This is a genomic window from Bacillus oleivorans (assembly GCF_900207585.1).
Classification (GTDB): domain Bacteria; phylum Bacillota; class Bacilli; order Bacillales; family JC228; genus Bacillus_BF; species Bacillus_BF oleivorans.
In genome coordinates, this window is sequence record NZ_OAOP01000010.1 from 20,469 (window position 1) to 37,187 (window position 16,719).

The window sequence follows — 16,719 nt, forward strand, 5'->3', positions numbered from 1 at the left end:
GGCATTTTTTTTAAGCATATGATCAAAAAAAATTGAAAAACTAAGATTTAAAGGCAGTGCGGAATTAATTCCTGGAGGCGATAAGTAGTGAAACAATATTTTGTAAATAAAGTGGCTGCGGACAATGGAGATCATGAGGTTCATGAAGAAAGTTGTATGAATCCTCCTAGCGAAGCAAAAAGACATTATTTAGGCTCTTTTTCAAATTGTAGAGAAGCAGTAGCAAAGGCGAAAGAAATATATGAAACGACGAATGGCTGCTTTCATTGTTGTAGAGAGTGTCATACTACATAACTTATAAATTTTAATTGTCTTAAATATCATATTAAATGAAATCAGCAGCTCATGTATTTTATTCCTCATTATCATTTCAAAATCACTATTAATCTATCAATTATCAACTAATCTATAGAATTTTCCGCACATGTATCACCATATTAAAAACATATAAGCATACTGGTTCCTGTCGATTTTTATAAAAGCTGAATATACAAAAAGTTTGACTCTTTGCAATGTGAATAATTTAAAATAAAAAGGGAGCAAATTTTTGAGAGAAAAAGAGGATTAATATGGAAAAAATCATTATTTTGTTATTAGCCGTTATTGGCGGTGCTGCAGTAGCTGTTCAAAGTCAGGTAAATGGAGGTTTGGGGAGGAAAATCGGGGTTCTCGAAGGTTCTTTTATTTCCTTCTTAGTGGGAACGCTCATTTTATTTTTTGCTGTTTTATTCTTTGGCAAAGGAAACCTTCTTGCAACCTTCGAGGTTCCGAACTGGCAATTAATCGGCGGGCTGTTAGGGGCATTATATGTTGTTATCAATATTTTTGCTGTTCCTAAAATAGGTGTCGCATCAACCCTGATAGCCGTAGTTGCCGGACAAATTGCGATTGGTGCAGTCATTGATCACTTTGGCCTATTTGGCGGTACGAGGATCCCAATCGACGGTACGAAATTTTTTGCACTATTGCTGATGTTCGTTTCGATATATTTGTTTAATAAGTAGAACCTGCATAATATGAGAGCACTAATCATTGAAGCAGTATAGTTATTTATGTCCAAATTACATACGATGAAAAACGCTCAGAATGTTTTTTCTGAGCGTTTTTTCTTGAGTTATATTTATCGCACTAGGAAGAAAACAGGGAAATTACTTTCGATTGATCTTCCTCACACCTCATAATCCCTCTCAATTACAAAATGCGCACGGTCCCCTCTAAAAAAAGTCTTTGAATATTCTATAGGGGTTTCATCTGGAAGATAGGCATAGGTCTCTAATGCAAAACAGGGTGCCCCCATTTTAATTTGTAATTTCTCTGAAATGTCTTGATCAGCGATGAATAATTCAAGGTGTTCGATTGTCTTTTTGATTTTTAATCCATATTGTTTGTCTAATAATTGATATAACGACTTTTCGCATTCTTTCGCATTTAAGCCGGGGGCTTTAAGCCATGGAAGATATGCAATTTCATATTGAAGCGTATGGTTATCGGCGAAACGAACTCTCTCCAGTTTGTTAACTGGATCACCTTGTTTAATATCAAATAATTTAGCTAGGAACGAATCTGCCTGAATCACTTCCAAATTTAACACGCGAATGGAAGGGTTTTTCCCTTGTGTTGCCAGCTGCTGAGAGAAGTGATTGACGGTGGAAGTTAACGTTTGTTTTACTTTATGATCGGCAACAAAGGTTCCCTTTCCCTGGGTACGATAAACATATCCTTCAATTGTTAGTTGTTGAAGTGCTGTTCTGATTGTGGTCCGGCTTACCCCATATTTTTTACAGAATTCCGCTTCTGTTGGTAATTGGGTATGTGGAAGGTAGTCACCGTTTTTTATCTTTTGTAAAATATCCTCTTTAACACGAAAGTGAAGCGCGTTCCCTTCATTGGCTGGTTGCATTATAAATCCCCCTTACTTCTATCTTTCTATTATATTAAAAATTATTTTTCCAAGTATATCTAAATTGTAACACATATTGTAATGACAAATAAATAAATATGATACAAGCAAATTTTAATTGTTATGACAAATTTATGTATACATGTAATGACAATTTGTGTTATTCTAAATTCGGAAACCGTTTTCAACTATATAGGAGGTGTTTTAATTTCATATGAAACTAGTCATCATTGGCGGGGGATCTAGCTATACACCGGAAATAATCGAAGGTGTAATTGATCGGCATCATCAGTTCCCTGTTACAGAATTAGTACTGGTGGATATAGAAGATGGCAAAGAAAAGTTAAATATTATTGGCGCTCTCGCCCAACGCATGATTGAGAAATCTGGTGTTTCTATCCAGCTTTCTTGGACATTGAATCGACAAGAAGCCTTAATGAATGCAGACTTCGTAACAACACAAATTCGAGTGGGCGGACTTGCTGCTCGAGCGAAGGATGAACGAATTCCGCTAAAGCATGGTTTAATTGGTCAGGAAACAAATGGGGCAGGTGGAATCTTTAAGGCATTTCGAACGATTCCGGTTTTGATGGAAATTTGTAATGACATTTCCGAAATATGTCCAAATGCTTGGTTGATAAACTTTACGAATCCGGCGGGAATTGTAACTGAGGCATTGTTAAAGTATAGTGCCCATAAAAAGGTGATTGGTGTCTGTAATATTCCTTTTAATATGAAGCACAGTGTTGCTGAAATTATGGGGTGCAATCCAGAGGAAGTGGAAATTGAGTTTATTGGGATTAACCATTTTGTCTTTGGAAGTAAAGTGTTAATACGGGGAGAAGATAAAACCGATCAAGTTCTCGCCAAACTCAGCAATAGCGAGTTGAATTATTCACCTGCCAATATAGTTTCCCTGGGCTGGAAAAAGGAGTTTATCGAATCTATTAAACTACTTCCTAATCCGTATCACCAATACTATTTTCAAACAGATGAAGTTTTAAAAAAGGATATAAAGGCATTTCATGAAAATGGAACAAGAGCGGAAATTGTTCAACAAGTAGAAAGAGAGCTTTTTCAAAAATATCAAGATCCTAATTTGCAGGTTAAACCAAAAGAACTGGAAAAAAGAGGCGGCGCTTATTATAGCCACGCTGCTTGCAGCTTAATGGCGAGCATTTATAACAACAAAGGGGATATTCAAACCGTTAATATACAAAATCATGGAGCTATTTCTGATTTGCCATTTGACTGTGTGATTGAAGTGAATGCCGTGATTACAAAAGATGGACCGAAACCAGTTACGATTGGGAGACTGCCGAAGCAAGTAAAAGCTGTTATCCAACAGATGAAGGGCTTTGAGGAGCTCGTTGTAGAGGCAGCCGTTACGGGAGATTACAGCTTAGCTTATGCATCCATGATTATGAATCCATTGGTCCGAAATGAGTCAAAGGCTAAGGCTGTTTTAGATGAACTTTTAGAAGCTCATAGGGAGTATTTACCACAGTTTCATTAAAAATAAGGGGGATGGATGAACATGAGTAAGTTTCAAAAATTTGAAGAAAAAGTGTTGCCGATTGCTGGAAGATTAGGTTCTCAAAGACATTTAGCAGCAATCAGGGATGGATTTGCGGCTATTTTACCGCTTATCATTATTGGTTCCTTAGCCGTTTTGATTAACAACCTGCCGATTCAATTTTTCCAGGACTTTATGATAAATGTATTCGGAGAAAGCTGGAAGAATCTCGGCGGTTATATTTGGAACGGGACATTTGCAGTTCTCTCATTGATTATTTGTATTAGTGTCAGTTACAATCTCGCCAGATCCTATAATGTCGACCCTTTAGCAGCTGCATTAGTAGGAGTTGGGTCTTTAATAATTTTGACACCAATGACAGAAGATGGGGGAATATCTGTTCAATGGATGTCAGCACAAGGACTTTTTGTTGCTTTGTTTGTTGCACTCGTAGGTACTGAAATTTTTAGAAAGCTAGCTCAAACGAGACTAACGATTAAAATGCCGGCTGGTGTACCGGAAGCTGTAGCTCGATCTTTTGCGTCCCTTATTCCAGCTATGATAGTTTTGTTTATTTTTGGATTCATACAGCTAGTCTTCATGGACATGATCGGAACAAGCTTACAAGACAGTATTTATAAAGTGATTCAAGCACCTTTTGAAAGCTTTGCCGGAACACTGCCAGCTGTATTAGGCATTGAATTTACAAAGTCATTCCTTTGGTTCTTTGGCCTTCATGGCTCTAACATTTTAGAACCAATTATTGAAGCGGCATATCTGCCGGGTTTACAAGAAAACATTGAGTTGTTTGCTCAAGGGGTATCTGCTAAAGATGTTCCAAATATTATTACAAAGCCATTTATGGACGTTTTTGTGGCGATGGGCGGAACAGGAACAGGTCTTTCTTTACTAATAGCCATCTTTATTATTATGAAAGCAAAGAATGCGAGAAGCTTAGGGAAAATGAGCGCACCTGCTGCACTATTTAATATTAACGAGCCGCTAATTTTTGGTTTACCAATCGTTTTAAATCCGATTCTATTCATTCCATTTATCTTAGTACCGCTCGTCAATGTATCCATTGCCTATTTTGCCACATCCATTGGCTTCGTTCCAAAAACGGTAGTGATGGTACCATGGACAACACCTCCGATTATTGGCGGATATTTAGCTACAGGGGGGTCGGTTACAGGATCGATTTTACAATTGGTGAACTTAGCTGTCGGTGCATTAGTGTACCTGCCATTCCTGAAAGTGTTGGATAAACAAATGCTTACAAATGCTGCCGCAGCTGCAGAAAAACAAAAAGACTCTAGTCAGCAGCAGGATATCAAGATGTAAATAGTGAACTGTTTAGATAAGGATTGATAGGGAAAAGGAGGAGACTATGAAACTTATTGTAAATGCTGATGACTTTGGGTACACTCCAGCTGTTACCTACGGAATCTTGGATGCGTATAAAAATGGAATTGTTACGTCCACGACCATGATGTGTAATTCACCGTATATGGACCATGCAGTGGAACTTGCCAAGCAAAATCCTGATTTAGGGGTTGGTGTACATCTTGTTTTAACCAGTCGTGCTCCTTTATGTAATGATGTACCTTCCTTAATTGATGAAAACGGGAAATTTTTTCATCAAAGTCAAATCTTTGAACATGCAAAAGAAGAAGATATTGAAAAGGAATGGACTGCACAGATTGAAAGGTTTTTGGCAAGCGGTCTGAAACCCAGTCATTTAGACAGTCACCATAATGTACACGGACATCCCATTGCCTTTCCAGTAGCGGTAAAACTTGCTTCAAAATATGGGTTACCAATTCGTAATGCCTTGAACGATGAATTCGATTATGCTTCTGTTCGAACGACGGATATTATGCTCCGTAAGTTTTACGGGGAACATGTGACCTTTGAAACATTAGAGGAACAGTTAAAGATCGTCGCTGCTAAACCACAAACGGCAGAAATGAACTGTCACCCGGGATATATCGATGAAGAGTTGCGATTACAGAGTTCATATGTCGAGAATAGGAACGTTGAATATACCCTGTTGACGTCGGAGCAGATAAAGAATTTTGCGAAAGAGCTGAATATCGAGTTTACCACATACGCTGCAATTTAAAATAGGAGGGCTTTTTTGTGGATCCAACATCATTAGAAGGAATTTCATTTCAGATTATTCTTCATGCAGGAAATGCAAGATCATCTTCAATGGAAGCAATCCAGCTGGCTAAAATCGGAAAGTTTGAGCAGGCTTTGGAAAAAATTGCGGAGGCTGATCAATCATTTTTAGAAGCCCATCATGCCCAAACTTCTCTTTTAGAAAAGGAAGCGAATGGTGAAAGCTCAAGCCTTTCAATTTTACTCGTTCATGCACAAGACCATCTCATGACAGCTATGACGGTAAAAGAAATGGCACAGGAATTTATCGATTTATATAGAAAGTTAGGACAATAGGTAAAATAATGAACAGGGGGTGCTTTCCGTGAAAATCATTCTAGTCTGTTCGGCTGGTATGTCAACGAGTATGCTAGTCCAGCGAATGAGAAAAGCTGCTGATGAAAAAGGGGTATCTGCCACTATTCAAGCGACCTCAGAAGCCGATCTAGCTAATCATTTAGATCAAACGGATGTGATTTTGGTTGGTCCGCAAGTTAGATATCTGGCACCAAAAATAAAAGAAAAGGCTGCACCACATGGTATTCAGGTTGAAGTGATTGATTCATTGGCCTATGGAATGATGGACGGCGGGAAAGTTTTCGAACAAGCACAAGGATTAGTGAAAAGTAAATAGAAGAATAAAGAGACAAGTAACTAGTTTGGTTACTTGTCTCTTTATGTGTCTGATTCAAGAAGGCTTATATTATATTTTTCAAACAGATGCATTTACGTGATTCTTTTTATTACGTCTCTTATTTTCAAAATAGAAAACCACCAATAGAAATGAGATCCCACCTAATAGCCGGAATACGGATGAAATCGACATTGCTTTAACCATGCCAAGATAATCTAGTAATAGGACTCCGAGCTGAGGAGCAATGCATCCAATAAAAGCAATCATAAGATTATAGTTTGCTAGAAAAGAGGTCCGGAGTTGATTAGGCGAAACCCGGAGAACCTGGTTAAAGAGCAGCAGCACGGTTCCGGAAACGAATAAACCTGTCCATAGATTCGATAAAGCCAAGAAATAAAGATTCTTTGTTAGGATGGTCAGTATAGGGGCGGTTGTCATTCCAATCGCACAGACGAATAGCATGGTTGAATTACCCCATTTATCCGCCATTTTGCCCCACCAATTGTAACTCACAATTTGAGCAATTTGATTTATAACGGTAAAAATACTAATCCATAAAGCTGTCGCATGCGCATAATTGATTTGATAAATGGTAAAAAGCGGCCATGCCATCTGCCAGCCAAAATTAAACATACAAGCACATACGAGAAAATAGAAATACGGTTTATGCTTAAATGTTTTGATTATGGTTTTGAACATGCTTTCCTGATCTTTTTCAGGTTTTGCCCCATATTCGATATGCTTTATCAAGAAGTAAATCTCAGCCAACCCAAAAACGAAACCAATTATAAAAAGGACCTGAAATGGATACGGATCGCTGCTATCAAACTGATTAATGATCAATCCAGACGCAAATGTCGTGAACATCCCAACTATCGTTAATATCCGACCGCGCTTGCTAAAAAATTGACCTCTTCTTTCATCAGGAATGAGATCCCCAATCAGTGATTGCCAGGATAGGGTTGAAACGGCGATCGGAAAGTTCATCACAGCAATCATCACGACAAGCACCCAAGCTTGGTTTGCCATTGGAATAATCGGAACAAACAGGAGCAGCAAGAATAAAAATCGGGCTGCAAAAATATTGATGGCTGTAAATTTCTTTTTGGATTCAAACCGATCCATCCAAATGGCAGCGGGAATCATAGAGAGAATAATCATGATTGATGGCAAAGAACTGATTAATCCGACTTGAGTATTCGATGCATCCAGAACCTCAATCGCAAATAAAGGGATAAAGTTACCTATAAAACTTACTATTATAATCTGGAAAGCCCCGTTATAAATACTCAGCCTTTCATTCTTGCAGATTTCCTGTGGTGTATAGTCCATTGGGATGTCCTCATCTTTCCCCCTAATATTTAGAGAACCGAAATGTTTTCCAGATGATTTTACTCCTCACCATGGGGTCTGGCAAGAAGAATTTTGCGGTTTTTACATTTTTTATTTATTCAACGTTTGTAGTCTGAATTTGGCAAGAATGACCCACAGGCTCATCCGATTTGTTGAGCGATTTCTTTGAGGACATACGATCCTTTATTTTCACAAAAATGCTCATTTTTATAAATTTTAGGACATACGATCCGTTATTTAACGTGAATCTTTCAAAAATCGCGCTTTTTTACCTGAATAAAGGATTCTATGTCTGATAATTCTGAAAATCGGTGATTTTACCTCGGATAGCGGAACCTATGTCCTTTAGCAATCCGCCTTGTTTAGTAAGACCTGATTTTAATCTGCGAGCCTTGGGAAGAGGGGATTTTACACATTAAAGGGAATGTAAGTTAGAGGTATTTAAGAGGAAGGGTAAAGATGTTTATTTCAGTTTAAGTAAATGTAAAAATATCCGAGTTACAACAGCATAAATTCCAAGAACCACCAACAAAGTAAAAAGTCTTTCACCAGCTGTCCCATCTGCCAATAACACAGGTCCTAATCCAAAAAAGGTAATAAGCAAATAAACAGGAACAAACAGTGCCCACAACACCCATCTTTTCATCTCGATTTCTCCTTTAGTTTTTTACTGTAATGTATGTCCTTATTACTTATAGTATACGGAAAATCGATGGAGGTTCGTTAATAGAAAAAGGCCAGTAACCAACAGTTGTTGGTCTGGCCAATACGTTTATCACTGATCCTGAAAATACACTGTTTCAGGTGAACCGGTGGAAGTATGTTCATTTACCCATTCCTGCGCGACTTGAGAAAAATGGGACCAGTCAGAGATTAGCTCCTTATTCTGACTAAGCCAGCTAAAACAATATTGCGGATCTAATCCTTGTTCTTCACATTGAGCTAAAAAAGAGAGAACATTGGATTGATTACAATTCTGCCAAGATCCGCATGTTTCTTTAAAAATACGATTTACTTGATCCTGAATTTGATCAGGAGTTGTCATCATTTTTCCCTCCATCCAATTTAAAATTGCCAAAATTAGTATGTCCAATATGGGAGGGATTCATTGATAAAAAAAGAGGGGAAATAAAGAGAAGGGGGCTGATCACAAATGATAATTTGACAAAAAAACACATAAATAGACAGAATTCTTCAAAAAAGAGTATACTGGTTTTGTACACATATTTAATACTACAAAGAAGGATCTGAAAAAATGATTGGGTTAGTGATAATTTTATTGCTTGTCTTATTTTTACCATTCCTTGTTAAAAAAGTGGAACACAATTTGGAGATTTTTCTTTTTATTATGGGGGTTGCCGCAGCTGCGATTAGCGGCATAATGGATTGGCACTTAATCGAAAAGGCGTTTGTCGATCCAATTACGATTACCATCGCCGTTTTAGTTGCAGGCTTATTGACTAAGTGGCTGCAAGTGCCTCTTGAGAAGTCAATATTGTCAGTCAGCAAGGCATTATCACCACGTGTGTTTGCTGCTCTAATTGTAGTTATTTTGGGACTGCTGTCTAGTATTATTACAGCTATTATTGCTGCGATTGTACTAGTGATCATTATCAATATGCTTCGGCTTGACCGGCAATCGGAAATCCGGTTAACGATTTTAGCCTGCTTTTCGATTGGCTTAGGTGCAGCTTTAACCCCAATTGGCGAACCTCTTTCCACCATCACCGTAAGTAAGCTAAATGAAGATTTCTTTTACCTATTAGAGTTGATCGGACCAGAAGTGATCCCTGCAGTCGTGATCTTTGGTCTCTTAGCTTGGATCTTTGTTAAGCCTGGTGATAGTACTGATAGTTTAGAAGGAGACCGAAAAGCTGAAAGCTATAAAGAAATCTTGATTCGCTCAGCTAAAATCTACTTGTTCGTGATGGGTCTCACTTTCCTTGGCCATGGCTTTGAACCGTTAATTAATGAATACGTTCTTGGCTTGCATCCGATGCTGTTATATTGGATTAATATGATATCTGCAGTACTAGACAATGCAACGCTGGCTGCTGCTGAAATTAGTCCGGCGATGGATCCTGATACGATTCGTGCTATATTACTGGGTCTTTTGATTAGCGGCGGCATGCTGATTCCAGGTAATATTCCAAACATTATCGCAGCGGGAAAACTCAATATTACAAGTAAGGAATGGGCGCGATTCGGTGTTCCAGTTGGGCTTATTACGATGGCCGTGTACTTTGTCGTTCTGTACCTTGTGTACTAAAGATTGAAGGAATCTAGTTATTCAATATTTTCCAAAAAAAATTCTTATCTTGTCCAAACAAATTGTTTTTTCTTGAATAAGGTATAGCAGACCCCGCTATCTGGGGCATGGAGGAACTAAAAAACGGGATGTATGCAAGGATGGCAATGATATGTAGATGTTTTTGAAAGATAACATCTGCTCTATTTATAGGGTGTATACTGAAAAATATTACTTCGCCACTACGAGACCGTTGCTCCTCCATTTATCAGGCCATTCTTTGCAAATAAGGTCAGCACATTAGATGCTGACCTTTTTTTTGCATTTTAGTACGTTTCATCTATGAAGAAATGTGAAAAAGCGTATGAATTCTCATACGCTTTTTCTAGGGGGTGAACATGGTAACGCTGGATGGGAACTATGGTGAGAGATTTACATCTCTTACTATATAGTATGGAATAATAAGAATAAGTCTTGGACAAGTGTAGAGAGGAGAGCGGATTTTTAAAAAGTTAGACATCTATAGGACATACAATGGCAGCTGAAAATCTTCAATAACAGGGATAAAAAAATTATGGATGATACTGGTCACTAAACAATCCTTTTATGATTTAAGCACTGGTTTAAGCTTCAAATTTTTAAGTAAACAAAAAGGAAGCGTTAGTTACGCTTCCCAGGGGACTGTTAACTATGTGGTAAAGCTTAGATTAAAAGCCAATGAAAGCTGTACCTACAATAACTAACAGAATAAATAGAACAACTAATAAAGCGAATCCCATTCCGCCATCACGATCTCGATCTCTGCGATCTGCCATTTAATTTCACCCCCTAGCTCGATTACTACACACTATGTAAAAGTTGTCTAAAAGGATTAGGACAAACGGTTAGAAAAACTAAAAAATGAGTAAAAGGCACAGAAATAATGTTATTTTTCGGGACAAGTGCTGATGATAGGATTCCAATTGTTAGACTCTTTCAATAAAAAATAGGATATTTGACCATCCTGCGGAGAACTCGCAGTATTTTTTTAAAAAAATTTGTGTTGAATGCCTATTCATTAGTAGGTGAGTTATTTATTTCCATAAACTCTTTCTTATGACAAAAGCACATTTTTATTTTTTATAGGTAGTAGTCTAGTTGTTTCCATACATGACACATATACTGCAAGTACATTCGCCATAAAAAATTGAAAGGAGATTTCAAATGGAGCAAACACATTTATTAAACCAATTGGTTGGCCGATATATCAACATTAATAACAAAGGTCCAGAATCCATGTCTGGCATGGTATTGGGGGTAAATTCCGACTTTATAGCTCTTCAAAATGATGAAGGATCCGTAAAATATGTAAGATTGTACCATGTCAAATCGTTTACTGAGAATGTTAAAACGGCAAAGAAAATGCAAAATGCACAAGCTGAATATGTTGAAGCCAAAAGTTTTTCTGACCTTTTAAGTCAGTACAGATACAAGTGGGTAAATGTTCACTCTGGGGGACCAGACAAGTTTGAAGGAATTTTAGAAAACGTAAGTGATGACAGTTTGTATGTCGTAACCAAGGAAAACTACATCCAAATTCCGCTTCATCATGTTCGCAGTATTGATTTCGAAATTGAGTCTGAAGATAACAATTCAAAGGAAAATAGTAAATAGGCGAATTGTATTAAAAATAAAAGAGCAGGAGGATTTAAATTGAAAAATAAAAAAGTCAATTCAAAAAGACAGCAAATGGCACAAAAAACGAAAAATCCGCAAAACAGACAAAACCAACAAATTCAACAAAACGAGCCAAAACTAGAAGAGCAAACAGTGAATGCAAATTTTTTAGCATCATTAGTCAATGAGGGTATCAATGTAAACTCTAGTGGCCCAGACGGCTTTGAAGGTACGCTATTAGGGGCAGGCAAGGAGCACATGGCTGTACAAAATAGCGATGGAAATATTACCTACTATAATTTACGCCATATAAAAAGTGTTGTAAAGCAAAAAGCTAAAAATAACAATAACAATAACAGTTTAGAAGATTTCGAAGTCGTACAAGTTGATAGTTTTGCAGACGTTTTGAAAGCTCATAAACACAAATGGATTCAGGTTAACTCATCTAAGAAAGATAGTCTCCAAGGGTTTCTTAGTGAAGTCAATGATGATCACATTGTCCTAATCAATGATGGCGAAGTTTCTTATATTTCCATTTACCACATTAAAAACCTCAATGAAATGATCGAAACTGAGGAGGAACAACAAGAAGAAAATCAAACACAAGAGAATAATCAAAATAATAATCAAAATAATAATCAACAAAACCAAGAAACAGAAGAAAGGGACACTGGCAGAAGAATCGATTTCGTCTTCGATAATCGAAACCTCTTTAGAATTTAATATGAACCAAGAAACTATAAATATTTGAACGCCTTTAGCAGCTGGGATAAAACATTATAAAGGAGGCGGGAACATGTTAGGAACGACTATTATAGTTTTTACCGGTTTATTACTCTACAACTTTATCAAACCTCCGGTACCTTCTACCAGCCAGACTAAAAAACCGACATTAAATAAGTTATACAGTCTAACAGAAGGCAGCGTCAATACTGCTGAGGCGAAAATAAATGGATAATGTGTCAATTTCAATTACGCTCTTTGTGTTTTTGGCAACTGTATTGTTAATTACTTGGAAACCGCGTGGCCTAAATGAAACGATTCCATCATCCATCTCAGCCTTCATACTTGTTTTGTTTGGAATCGTTTCATTAGGCGATATACTGGCAATTTTTAACATCGTTAGTGGAGCGTCAATCACTATATTATCTACAATCGTGATGACCATTGTGTTAGAAAGCATCGGATTTTTCAGGTGGGTTGCCGTAAATTTAATCAATAAAGCCAAAGGTTCTGGAAAGCGACTCTATCTTTATGTTGTAGTTTTGTGTTTTTTAATGACTGTGTTCTTTAATAATGATGGCAGCATATTGATTACAACCCCAATTATTATCCAAATCGTAAAGATCCTAAATCTTAAAAGACATCAGCAGATTCCTTATTTAATTTCCGGGGCATTGGTTGCAACAGCTGCAAGTGCCCCGATTGCCATTAGTAATATTGCCAATTTAATAGCATTGAAGATTGTTGGCTTGACGCTAAACAGTTATGTAGCGATGATGTTTGTGCCATCAATGATCGGGATCATTACCATAACCATTTTGCTTTATTTGTATTTTAAGAAGGACATCCCCGTTACATTACCTCTAATTGAAGCCAACTTGAGCGGAATCAAGAAAGACCGATTGGTTCCCAGGCATCCTTTTGACACCCGTCCTTCTCACGAGAATGTGGATTGGTGGATGTTCCGGATGTGTATTTTGGTAGTCGTTGGGGTACGCGCATCATTCTTCCTGCTGACAAGCTTTGGCGTTCCGATGGAATGGATCGCGATTGTCGGGGCTATTATTATCGTGACGATCCGATGGATTCGAAACAAAACCGGTATCACAGATGTCATCAAAAAAACCCCGTGGCATATTTTAATCTTTGCCCTAAGCATGTACATTCTTGTGTACGGATTAGGAAATGTAGGAATTACATCCATTTTCGTAGAGTGGCTAAAACCACTGGTAACTAATGATTTATTTGGGGCTATTTTTTCAATGGGGATCTTCCTGTCTGTTCTGTCCAACTTAGTCAATAATCTCCCGGCTGTAATGATTGGCACGATTACGCTGACAGAGATGAATGTAGATTTAAGACTAGAACAAGTCATGTACCTTGCAAATATTATCGGAAGCGATATCGGAGCACTTCTTACCCCAGTAGGTACCCTTGCTACGCTAATCTGGATGTTTATTCTGAAAAAGAATCATATCCACTACTCTTGGAGTGAGTATTTCCGGGTGACCATTATCATTATACCAATTGGTTTAGTAGTCAGCCTATTTAGTCTGTATTTGTGGATAAGCTGGTTATTTATTTAAGAAAGGAGGATTTAGGTGAACGATTTTAGTCAATTTATTGGGGAGAACATGTATTTTAAAATGAACGGTGAAAATAGATTTGTCGGTCGACTGATTGATGCAGGCAATGATGTATTGGTCATATATAACGGAGTAGATTTTGTTTATATTTCCCTCTATCACATTCAATATTATAGACTTTTAGAAGAAGATGAGGAGTCGGATATTAAAAAGCCAGAAGTCGAACCTAGTATACAGGATGACTTATCCTCTATTTCCCTTAGAAAAATATTAACTGCTGCTAAAGGAATATTTACAGAAATATACGTAACAGGTAAGCATCCCGTTCATGGATTCGTTACAAATGTAATGACAGATTACTTCGTATTCTATAGTCCGCTCTACAAAACAATTTATGTTTCATTAAAACATTTAAAATGGATTATACCATACAATCCAACTGAATCTCCTTATGGCTTGAGCAGACAGGAGTTTCCGGTATCTGAAATTAATCAGACATTAGCAAGAACGCTCGAAGAACAATTAAAAAAATCGGCAGGAAAAATGGTGATATTTAACTTTGGAGACCAGGGGGATCGAGTCGGAAAGTTAATGAAGATTGACAACAGCCAGATCGAAATCAAAAAAGCGAGAAGGGGTAATGCTTATCTAAATATGAATCATGTGCAAACGATTCATTTTCCATAAATTTTTATGCTGGGACGAGCTAACAAGACGGCTGATTCCTTAAGTAAACATATCCCTTTTCAGTTTGAAATAAAAGCTGATCCCTCCTAACCCTAGGGAAATGAAACTATGATATAAAAAAATTAGGTCTAGGAGGGAATTTTATAACTAGTGTGACTAATACATGATTTTCAGTTCTCTTAAATAATGATTATGCAATTCTAAAGAATCTTTTGAATTGATAAACGCATTTTTTTGCATGGATACTAATTTATCTGGAAGTTTAAATAAATAGGATGTATCATCCTTTAAGGCACGATGCGGAACAGATATGTTAAATTTTATAGATCTAAGATCCAGACGGGATGCTAAATGAAACCCCCATAATCCGAAGGAAGGAACAACACTGACATATCCGCGAGTAAACAAACCAGCACTCTCCAATGTTTTTGCAATACTCCAATAAACAGTTGGCGTATCTTCGGGTGAACCGGATTGACATACGAGTACACCGTCCTGTTCTAATAAATTCGTAATCTGTTTGAAAACCTCTTTTGTATATAGTGAACTAATAATAGGATCAGCAGGATCAGGAAAATCAATAAAAATCACATCATACGGTTCTTGTTTGCGGTCAATAAACTTTTTGGCGTCTTCTGTATGAACCGACACTCGCTCATCGTGAAAGGAACCCATATTTAAGACTAATAATTTTGGGTTTGTTTTGGCTAGCTCAATTATTTTCCGGTCAATATCCACAAGGTCTACATGCAATACATCTGGGTACTTCAAAACTTCCCGTAAAGCAAGTCCATCTCCACCGCCTAATATCAGAACCCGTTCATGTTTTTTCGCATTCTCCATAACCGGATAAACTAATGCTTCATGATAATGTCTTTCATCCAAAGAGGAGAATTGTAATTCTTGATTTAAATATAAACGAAGATCGTTTACTTCTAAAAGAAGAATATCTTGAAAAGGAGTTGATTCGCTATGATAGATCTGATGCTTGTCCTCTAGGATTTCTTTTAATTGTAATTTATCCCAATCATTTCCTTGTTTCTCCTTTATTTCAATGACTTTCTTTTTTATATCATCTTGAGTGGAATTTGCTGTTAATGAAATTTCTTTCCAGGCAGGACTAGAAATGTGTTCATTTCCCCGTGATATTTCATAAACATGCGCTTTCTCTGCTTTTAATGTTAAAAGCAGCTCATTTAAAACGGGCCAATTAGGATTCCCGCATGTATACAAGTCAATAGAAGCATACCTGTGTTCTGGCCAGGTATGAATGGAAATATGTGAAGTTGAAAGAACGATGACCCCTGTGACTCCTTGAGGCGAAAAAGTATGAAAGCGGGATGATAACATAACCATGCCTAAATCTGAAACTGCCTTTTTTAAAATATTTTCTAAAAGGTTAGCATCATTCAAAATTTGATCATCACATGAAAAAGCATCAATAATAAAATGTACTCCATTTGTGTCCACCATATTCACTTCCTTTTGTTTTTAACTTTTCTAAAAAATCATGAAACTATAGGCTTATAATTTTTTATATACTTGTGTTATTATTTTATGAAATGCCTGTTAAACGGTTTGTGCTTGTACACAGCTTGAGCTTTTAAATCAAGGCTCTTAGTAAAATTCAGCATATATCTACATAGTAAGTCAGCCAAACAAGGCTGACTTTTTTCATTTCACCCTGTCCTTTTTCTCCCTTGAAGTCTATTTAATAGGTGAAAGGGGGTGAGACATATGGCAGTCGCAAATCTATCAGAATCCCGTATCCGTCTTTTCTATGACCATGGATTGGATCAGGATGGGAAGCAGGTATTAAAGTCAAAATCGTACAATGCAGTGAAAGAGTCCGCTACGGCTGATCAAATTTTAGCCACTGCACAGGCAATTGCCAGTTTAAGTTCTGTTCCATTATTTTCTGTTGAAAGAAATGACACCACTGACATTACCGCCTAATGAATCACGATTTTTTAATAGAAAGGAGGGAATAATAGATGGCTAAAACACTAGAGTTAGAGTTTGGCACACAAATGGGGAAAGTCAGCCGAATTTCGATTAATGACCCAATTGAACCAGTTGACCCGGTTGCAGTTGAACAAACGATGAACACGATTTTGACGCAAAATATCTTCCAGGCAAATAGTGGAGATTTCGTGTCCATTATAGGTGCAAGGCTTGTTGAACGTAATGTGACCGACTATGAATTTGGAGCATAACGCACGAGGGGCTGTATACAAGCAGCCCCTTTAATTTTGA

21 protein-coding genes are annotated in these 16,719 nt (G+C 37.3%); 15 read left to right on the top strand and 6 right to left on the bottom strand.

Translation table 11 applies throughout. The features are described 5' to 3' along the window. Positions 1-87: 87 nt before the first annotated feature. Together CRO56_RS18345 and CRO56_RS18350 are read left to right on the top strand one after the other, a co-directional pair. Positions 88-294 (top strand): hypothetical protein, encoded by a 207-nt coding sequence (locus CRO56_RS18345; RefSeq protein WP_097160076.1) that lies wholly within the window; start codon positions 88-90, stop codon positions 292-294. A gap of 275 nt (positions 295-569) precedes the next feature. Then, positions 570-1,004, top strand: coding sequence for a DMT family transporter (locus tag CRO56_RS18350; RefSeq protein ID WP_097160077.1), 435 nt, complete (start codon positions 570-572; stop codon positions 1,002-1,004). Positions 1,005-1,168: 164 nt separating this feature from the next. On the opposite strand, the gene CRO56_RS18355 is transcribed toward CRO56_RS18350, so the two are convergent. Then, entirely contained in the window at positions 1,169-1,900 is a 732-nt protein-coding gene (locus tag CRO56_RS18355) for a GntR family transcriptional regulator (protein WP_097160078.1), read from the bottom strand. A gap of 214 nt (positions 1,901-2,114) precedes the next feature. Between CRO56_RS18355 and CRO56_RS18360 the strand changes: the two genes are divergently transcribed. The 5 genes from CRO56_RS18360 to CRO56_RS18380 are packed head-to-tail and all read left to right on the top strand — an operon-like array spanning position 2,115 to position 6,210. After that, positions 2,115-3,416: a 6-phospho-beta-glucosidase gene (locus CRO56_RS18360; protein WP_097160079.1), complete on the top strand. Its 1,302-nt coding sequence runs from the start codon at positions 2,115-2,117 to the stop codon at positions 3,414-3,416. Between the two features lie 21 nt (positions 3,417-3,437). Further along, the gene (locus CRO56_RS18365) at positions 3,438-4,757 is read left to right on the top strand and encodes a PTS sugar transporter subunit IIC (RefSeq protein ID WP_097160080.1); all 1,320 of its coding nucleotides are present in this window, start codon (positions 3,438-3,440) and stop codon (positions 4,755-4,757) included. A 46-nt stretch (positions 4,758-4,803) separates the two neighbouring features. Further along, complete coding sequence (gene chbG, locus CRO56_RS18370) at positions 4,804-5,538, top strand: chitin disaccharide deacetylase (RefSeq protein WP_097160081.1); 735 nt, start codon at positions 4,804-4,806, stop codon at positions 5,536-5,538. A 17-nt stretch (positions 5,539-5,555) separates the two neighbouring features. After that, positions 5,556-5,873, top strand: coding sequence for a PTS sugar transporter subunit IIA (locus CRO56_RS18375; RefSeq protein ID WP_097160082.1), 318 nt, complete (start codon positions 5,556-5,558; stop codon positions 5,871-5,873). Between the two features lie 28 nt (positions 5,874-5,901). Next, the gene (locus CRO56_RS18380; protein WP_097160083.1) at positions 5,902-6,210 is read left to right on the top strand and encodes a PTS sugar transporter subunit IIB; all 309 of its coding nucleotides are present in this window, start codon (positions 5,902-5,904) and stop codon (positions 6,208-6,210) included. A 78-nt stretch (positions 6,211-6,288) separates the two neighbouring features. On the opposite strand, the gene CRO56_RS18385 is transcribed toward CRO56_RS18380, so the two are convergent. From CRO56_RS18385 to CRO56_RS18395, 3 genes are all read right to left on the bottom strand, one after another. Further along, positions 6,289-7,542 (bottom strand): MFS transporter, encoded by a 1,254-nt coding sequence (locus CRO56_RS18385; protein WP_097160084.1) that lies wholly within the window; start codon positions 7,540-7,542, stop codon positions 6,289-6,291. A gap of 484 nt (positions 7,543-8,026) precedes the next feature. Then, positions 8,027-8,209: a DUF6954 family protein gene (locus tag CRO56_RS18390; protein WP_097160085.1), complete on the bottom strand. Its 183-nt coding sequence runs from the start codon at positions 8,207-8,209 to the stop codon at positions 8,027-8,029. A gap of 129 nt (positions 8,210-8,338) precedes the next feature. Beyond that, the gene (locus tag CRO56_RS18395) at positions 8,339-8,608 is read right to left on the bottom strand and encodes a hypothetical protein (protein ID WP_097160086.1); all 270 of its coding nucleotides are present in this window, start codon (positions 8,606-8,608) and stop codon (positions 8,339-8,341) included. A gap of 210 nt (positions 8,609-8,818) precedes the next feature. Here CRO56_RS18395 and CRO56_RS18400 point away from each other — a divergent pair, with 210 nt between their 5' ends. Next, positions 8,819-9,832, top strand: coding sequence for a DUF1646 family protein (locus CRO56_RS18400; RefSeq protein ID WP_097160087.1), 1,014 nt, complete (start codon positions 8,819-8,821; stop codon positions 9,830-9,832). 686 nt (positions 9,833-10,518) lie between these two features. Here CRO56_RS18400 and CRO56_RS18405 read toward each other — a convergent pair. Then, positions 10,519-10,626: a YjcZ family sporulation protein gene (locus CRO56_RS18405; RefSeq protein ID WP_097160088.1), complete on the bottom strand. Its 108-nt coding sequence runs from the start codon at positions 10,624-10,626 to the stop codon at positions 10,519-10,521. A gap of 388 nt (positions 10,627-11,014) precedes the next feature. On the opposite strand from CRO56_RS18405, the gene CRO56_RS18410 reads away from it, so the two are divergent. The 5 genes from CRO56_RS18410 to CRO56_RS18425 all read left to right on the top strand — a co-directional run bounded on the left by CRO56_RS18410 (position 11,015) and on the right by CRO56_RS18425 (position 14,463). Further along, on the top strand, positions 11,015-11,464 hold the full coding sequence (locus CRO56_RS18410) for a hypothetical protein (RefSeq protein WP_097160089.1): 450 nt from the start codon (positions 11,015-11,017) through the stop codon (positions 11,462-11,464). Between the two features lie 39 nt (positions 11,465-11,503). Beyond that, the gene (locus CRO56_RS18415) at positions 11,504-12,190 is read left to right on the top strand and encodes a DUF2642 domain-containing protein (RefSeq protein WP_097160090.1); all 687 of its coding nucleotides are present in this window, start codon (positions 11,504-11,506) and stop codon (positions 12,188-12,190) included. A gap of 73 nt (positions 12,191-12,263) precedes the next feature. Further along, positions 12,264-12,425, top strand: coding sequence for a hypothetical protein (locus CRO56_RS22990; protein ID WP_179714348.1), 162 nt, complete (start codon positions 12,264-12,266; stop codon positions 12,423-12,425). Further along, positions 12,418-13,776: an arsenic transporter gene (locus tag CRO56_RS18420; RefSeq protein ID WP_097160091.1), complete on the top strand. Its 1,359-nt coding sequence runs from the start codon at positions 12,418-12,420 to the stop codon at positions 13,774-13,776. Before CRO56_RS22990 ends, CRO56_RS18420 begins: the two co-directional genes overlap by 8 nt. Positions 13,777-13,791: 15 nt before the next feature. After that, positions 13,792-14,463, top strand: a complete 672-nt coding sequence (locus tag CRO56_RS18425; protein ID WP_097160092.1) for a DUF2642 domain-containing protein — start codon at positions 13,792-13,794, stop codon at positions 14,461-14,463. 156 nt (positions 14,464-14,619) lie between these two features. Here CRO56_RS18425 and speD read toward each other — a convergent pair whose 3' ends face one another. Continuing rightward, positions 14,620-15,936 carry an adenosylmethionine decarboxylase gene (gene speD / locus CRO56_RS18430; RefSeq protein ID WP_097160093.1) on the bottom strand — a complete coding sequence of 439 codons (1,317 nt, stop codon included), beginning with the start codon at positions 15,934-15,936 and terminating at the stop codon, positions 14,620-14,622. A gap of 264 nt (positions 15,937-16,200) precedes the next feature. Between speD and CRO56_RS18435 the strand changes: the two genes are divergently transcribed. Next, positions 16,201-16,419, top strand: a complete 219-nt coding sequence (locus CRO56_RS18435; protein ID WP_097160094.1) for a DUF1659 domain-containing protein — start codon at positions 16,201-16,203, stop codon at positions 16,417-16,419. 38 nt (positions 16,420-16,457) lie between these two features. After that, positions 16,458-16,679, top strand: a complete 222-nt coding sequence (locus CRO56_RS18440) for a DUF2922 domain-containing protein (RefSeq protein WP_097160095.1) — start codon at positions 16,458-16,460, stop codon at positions 16,677-16,679. Positions 16,680-16,719 lie beyond the last annotated feature (40 nt).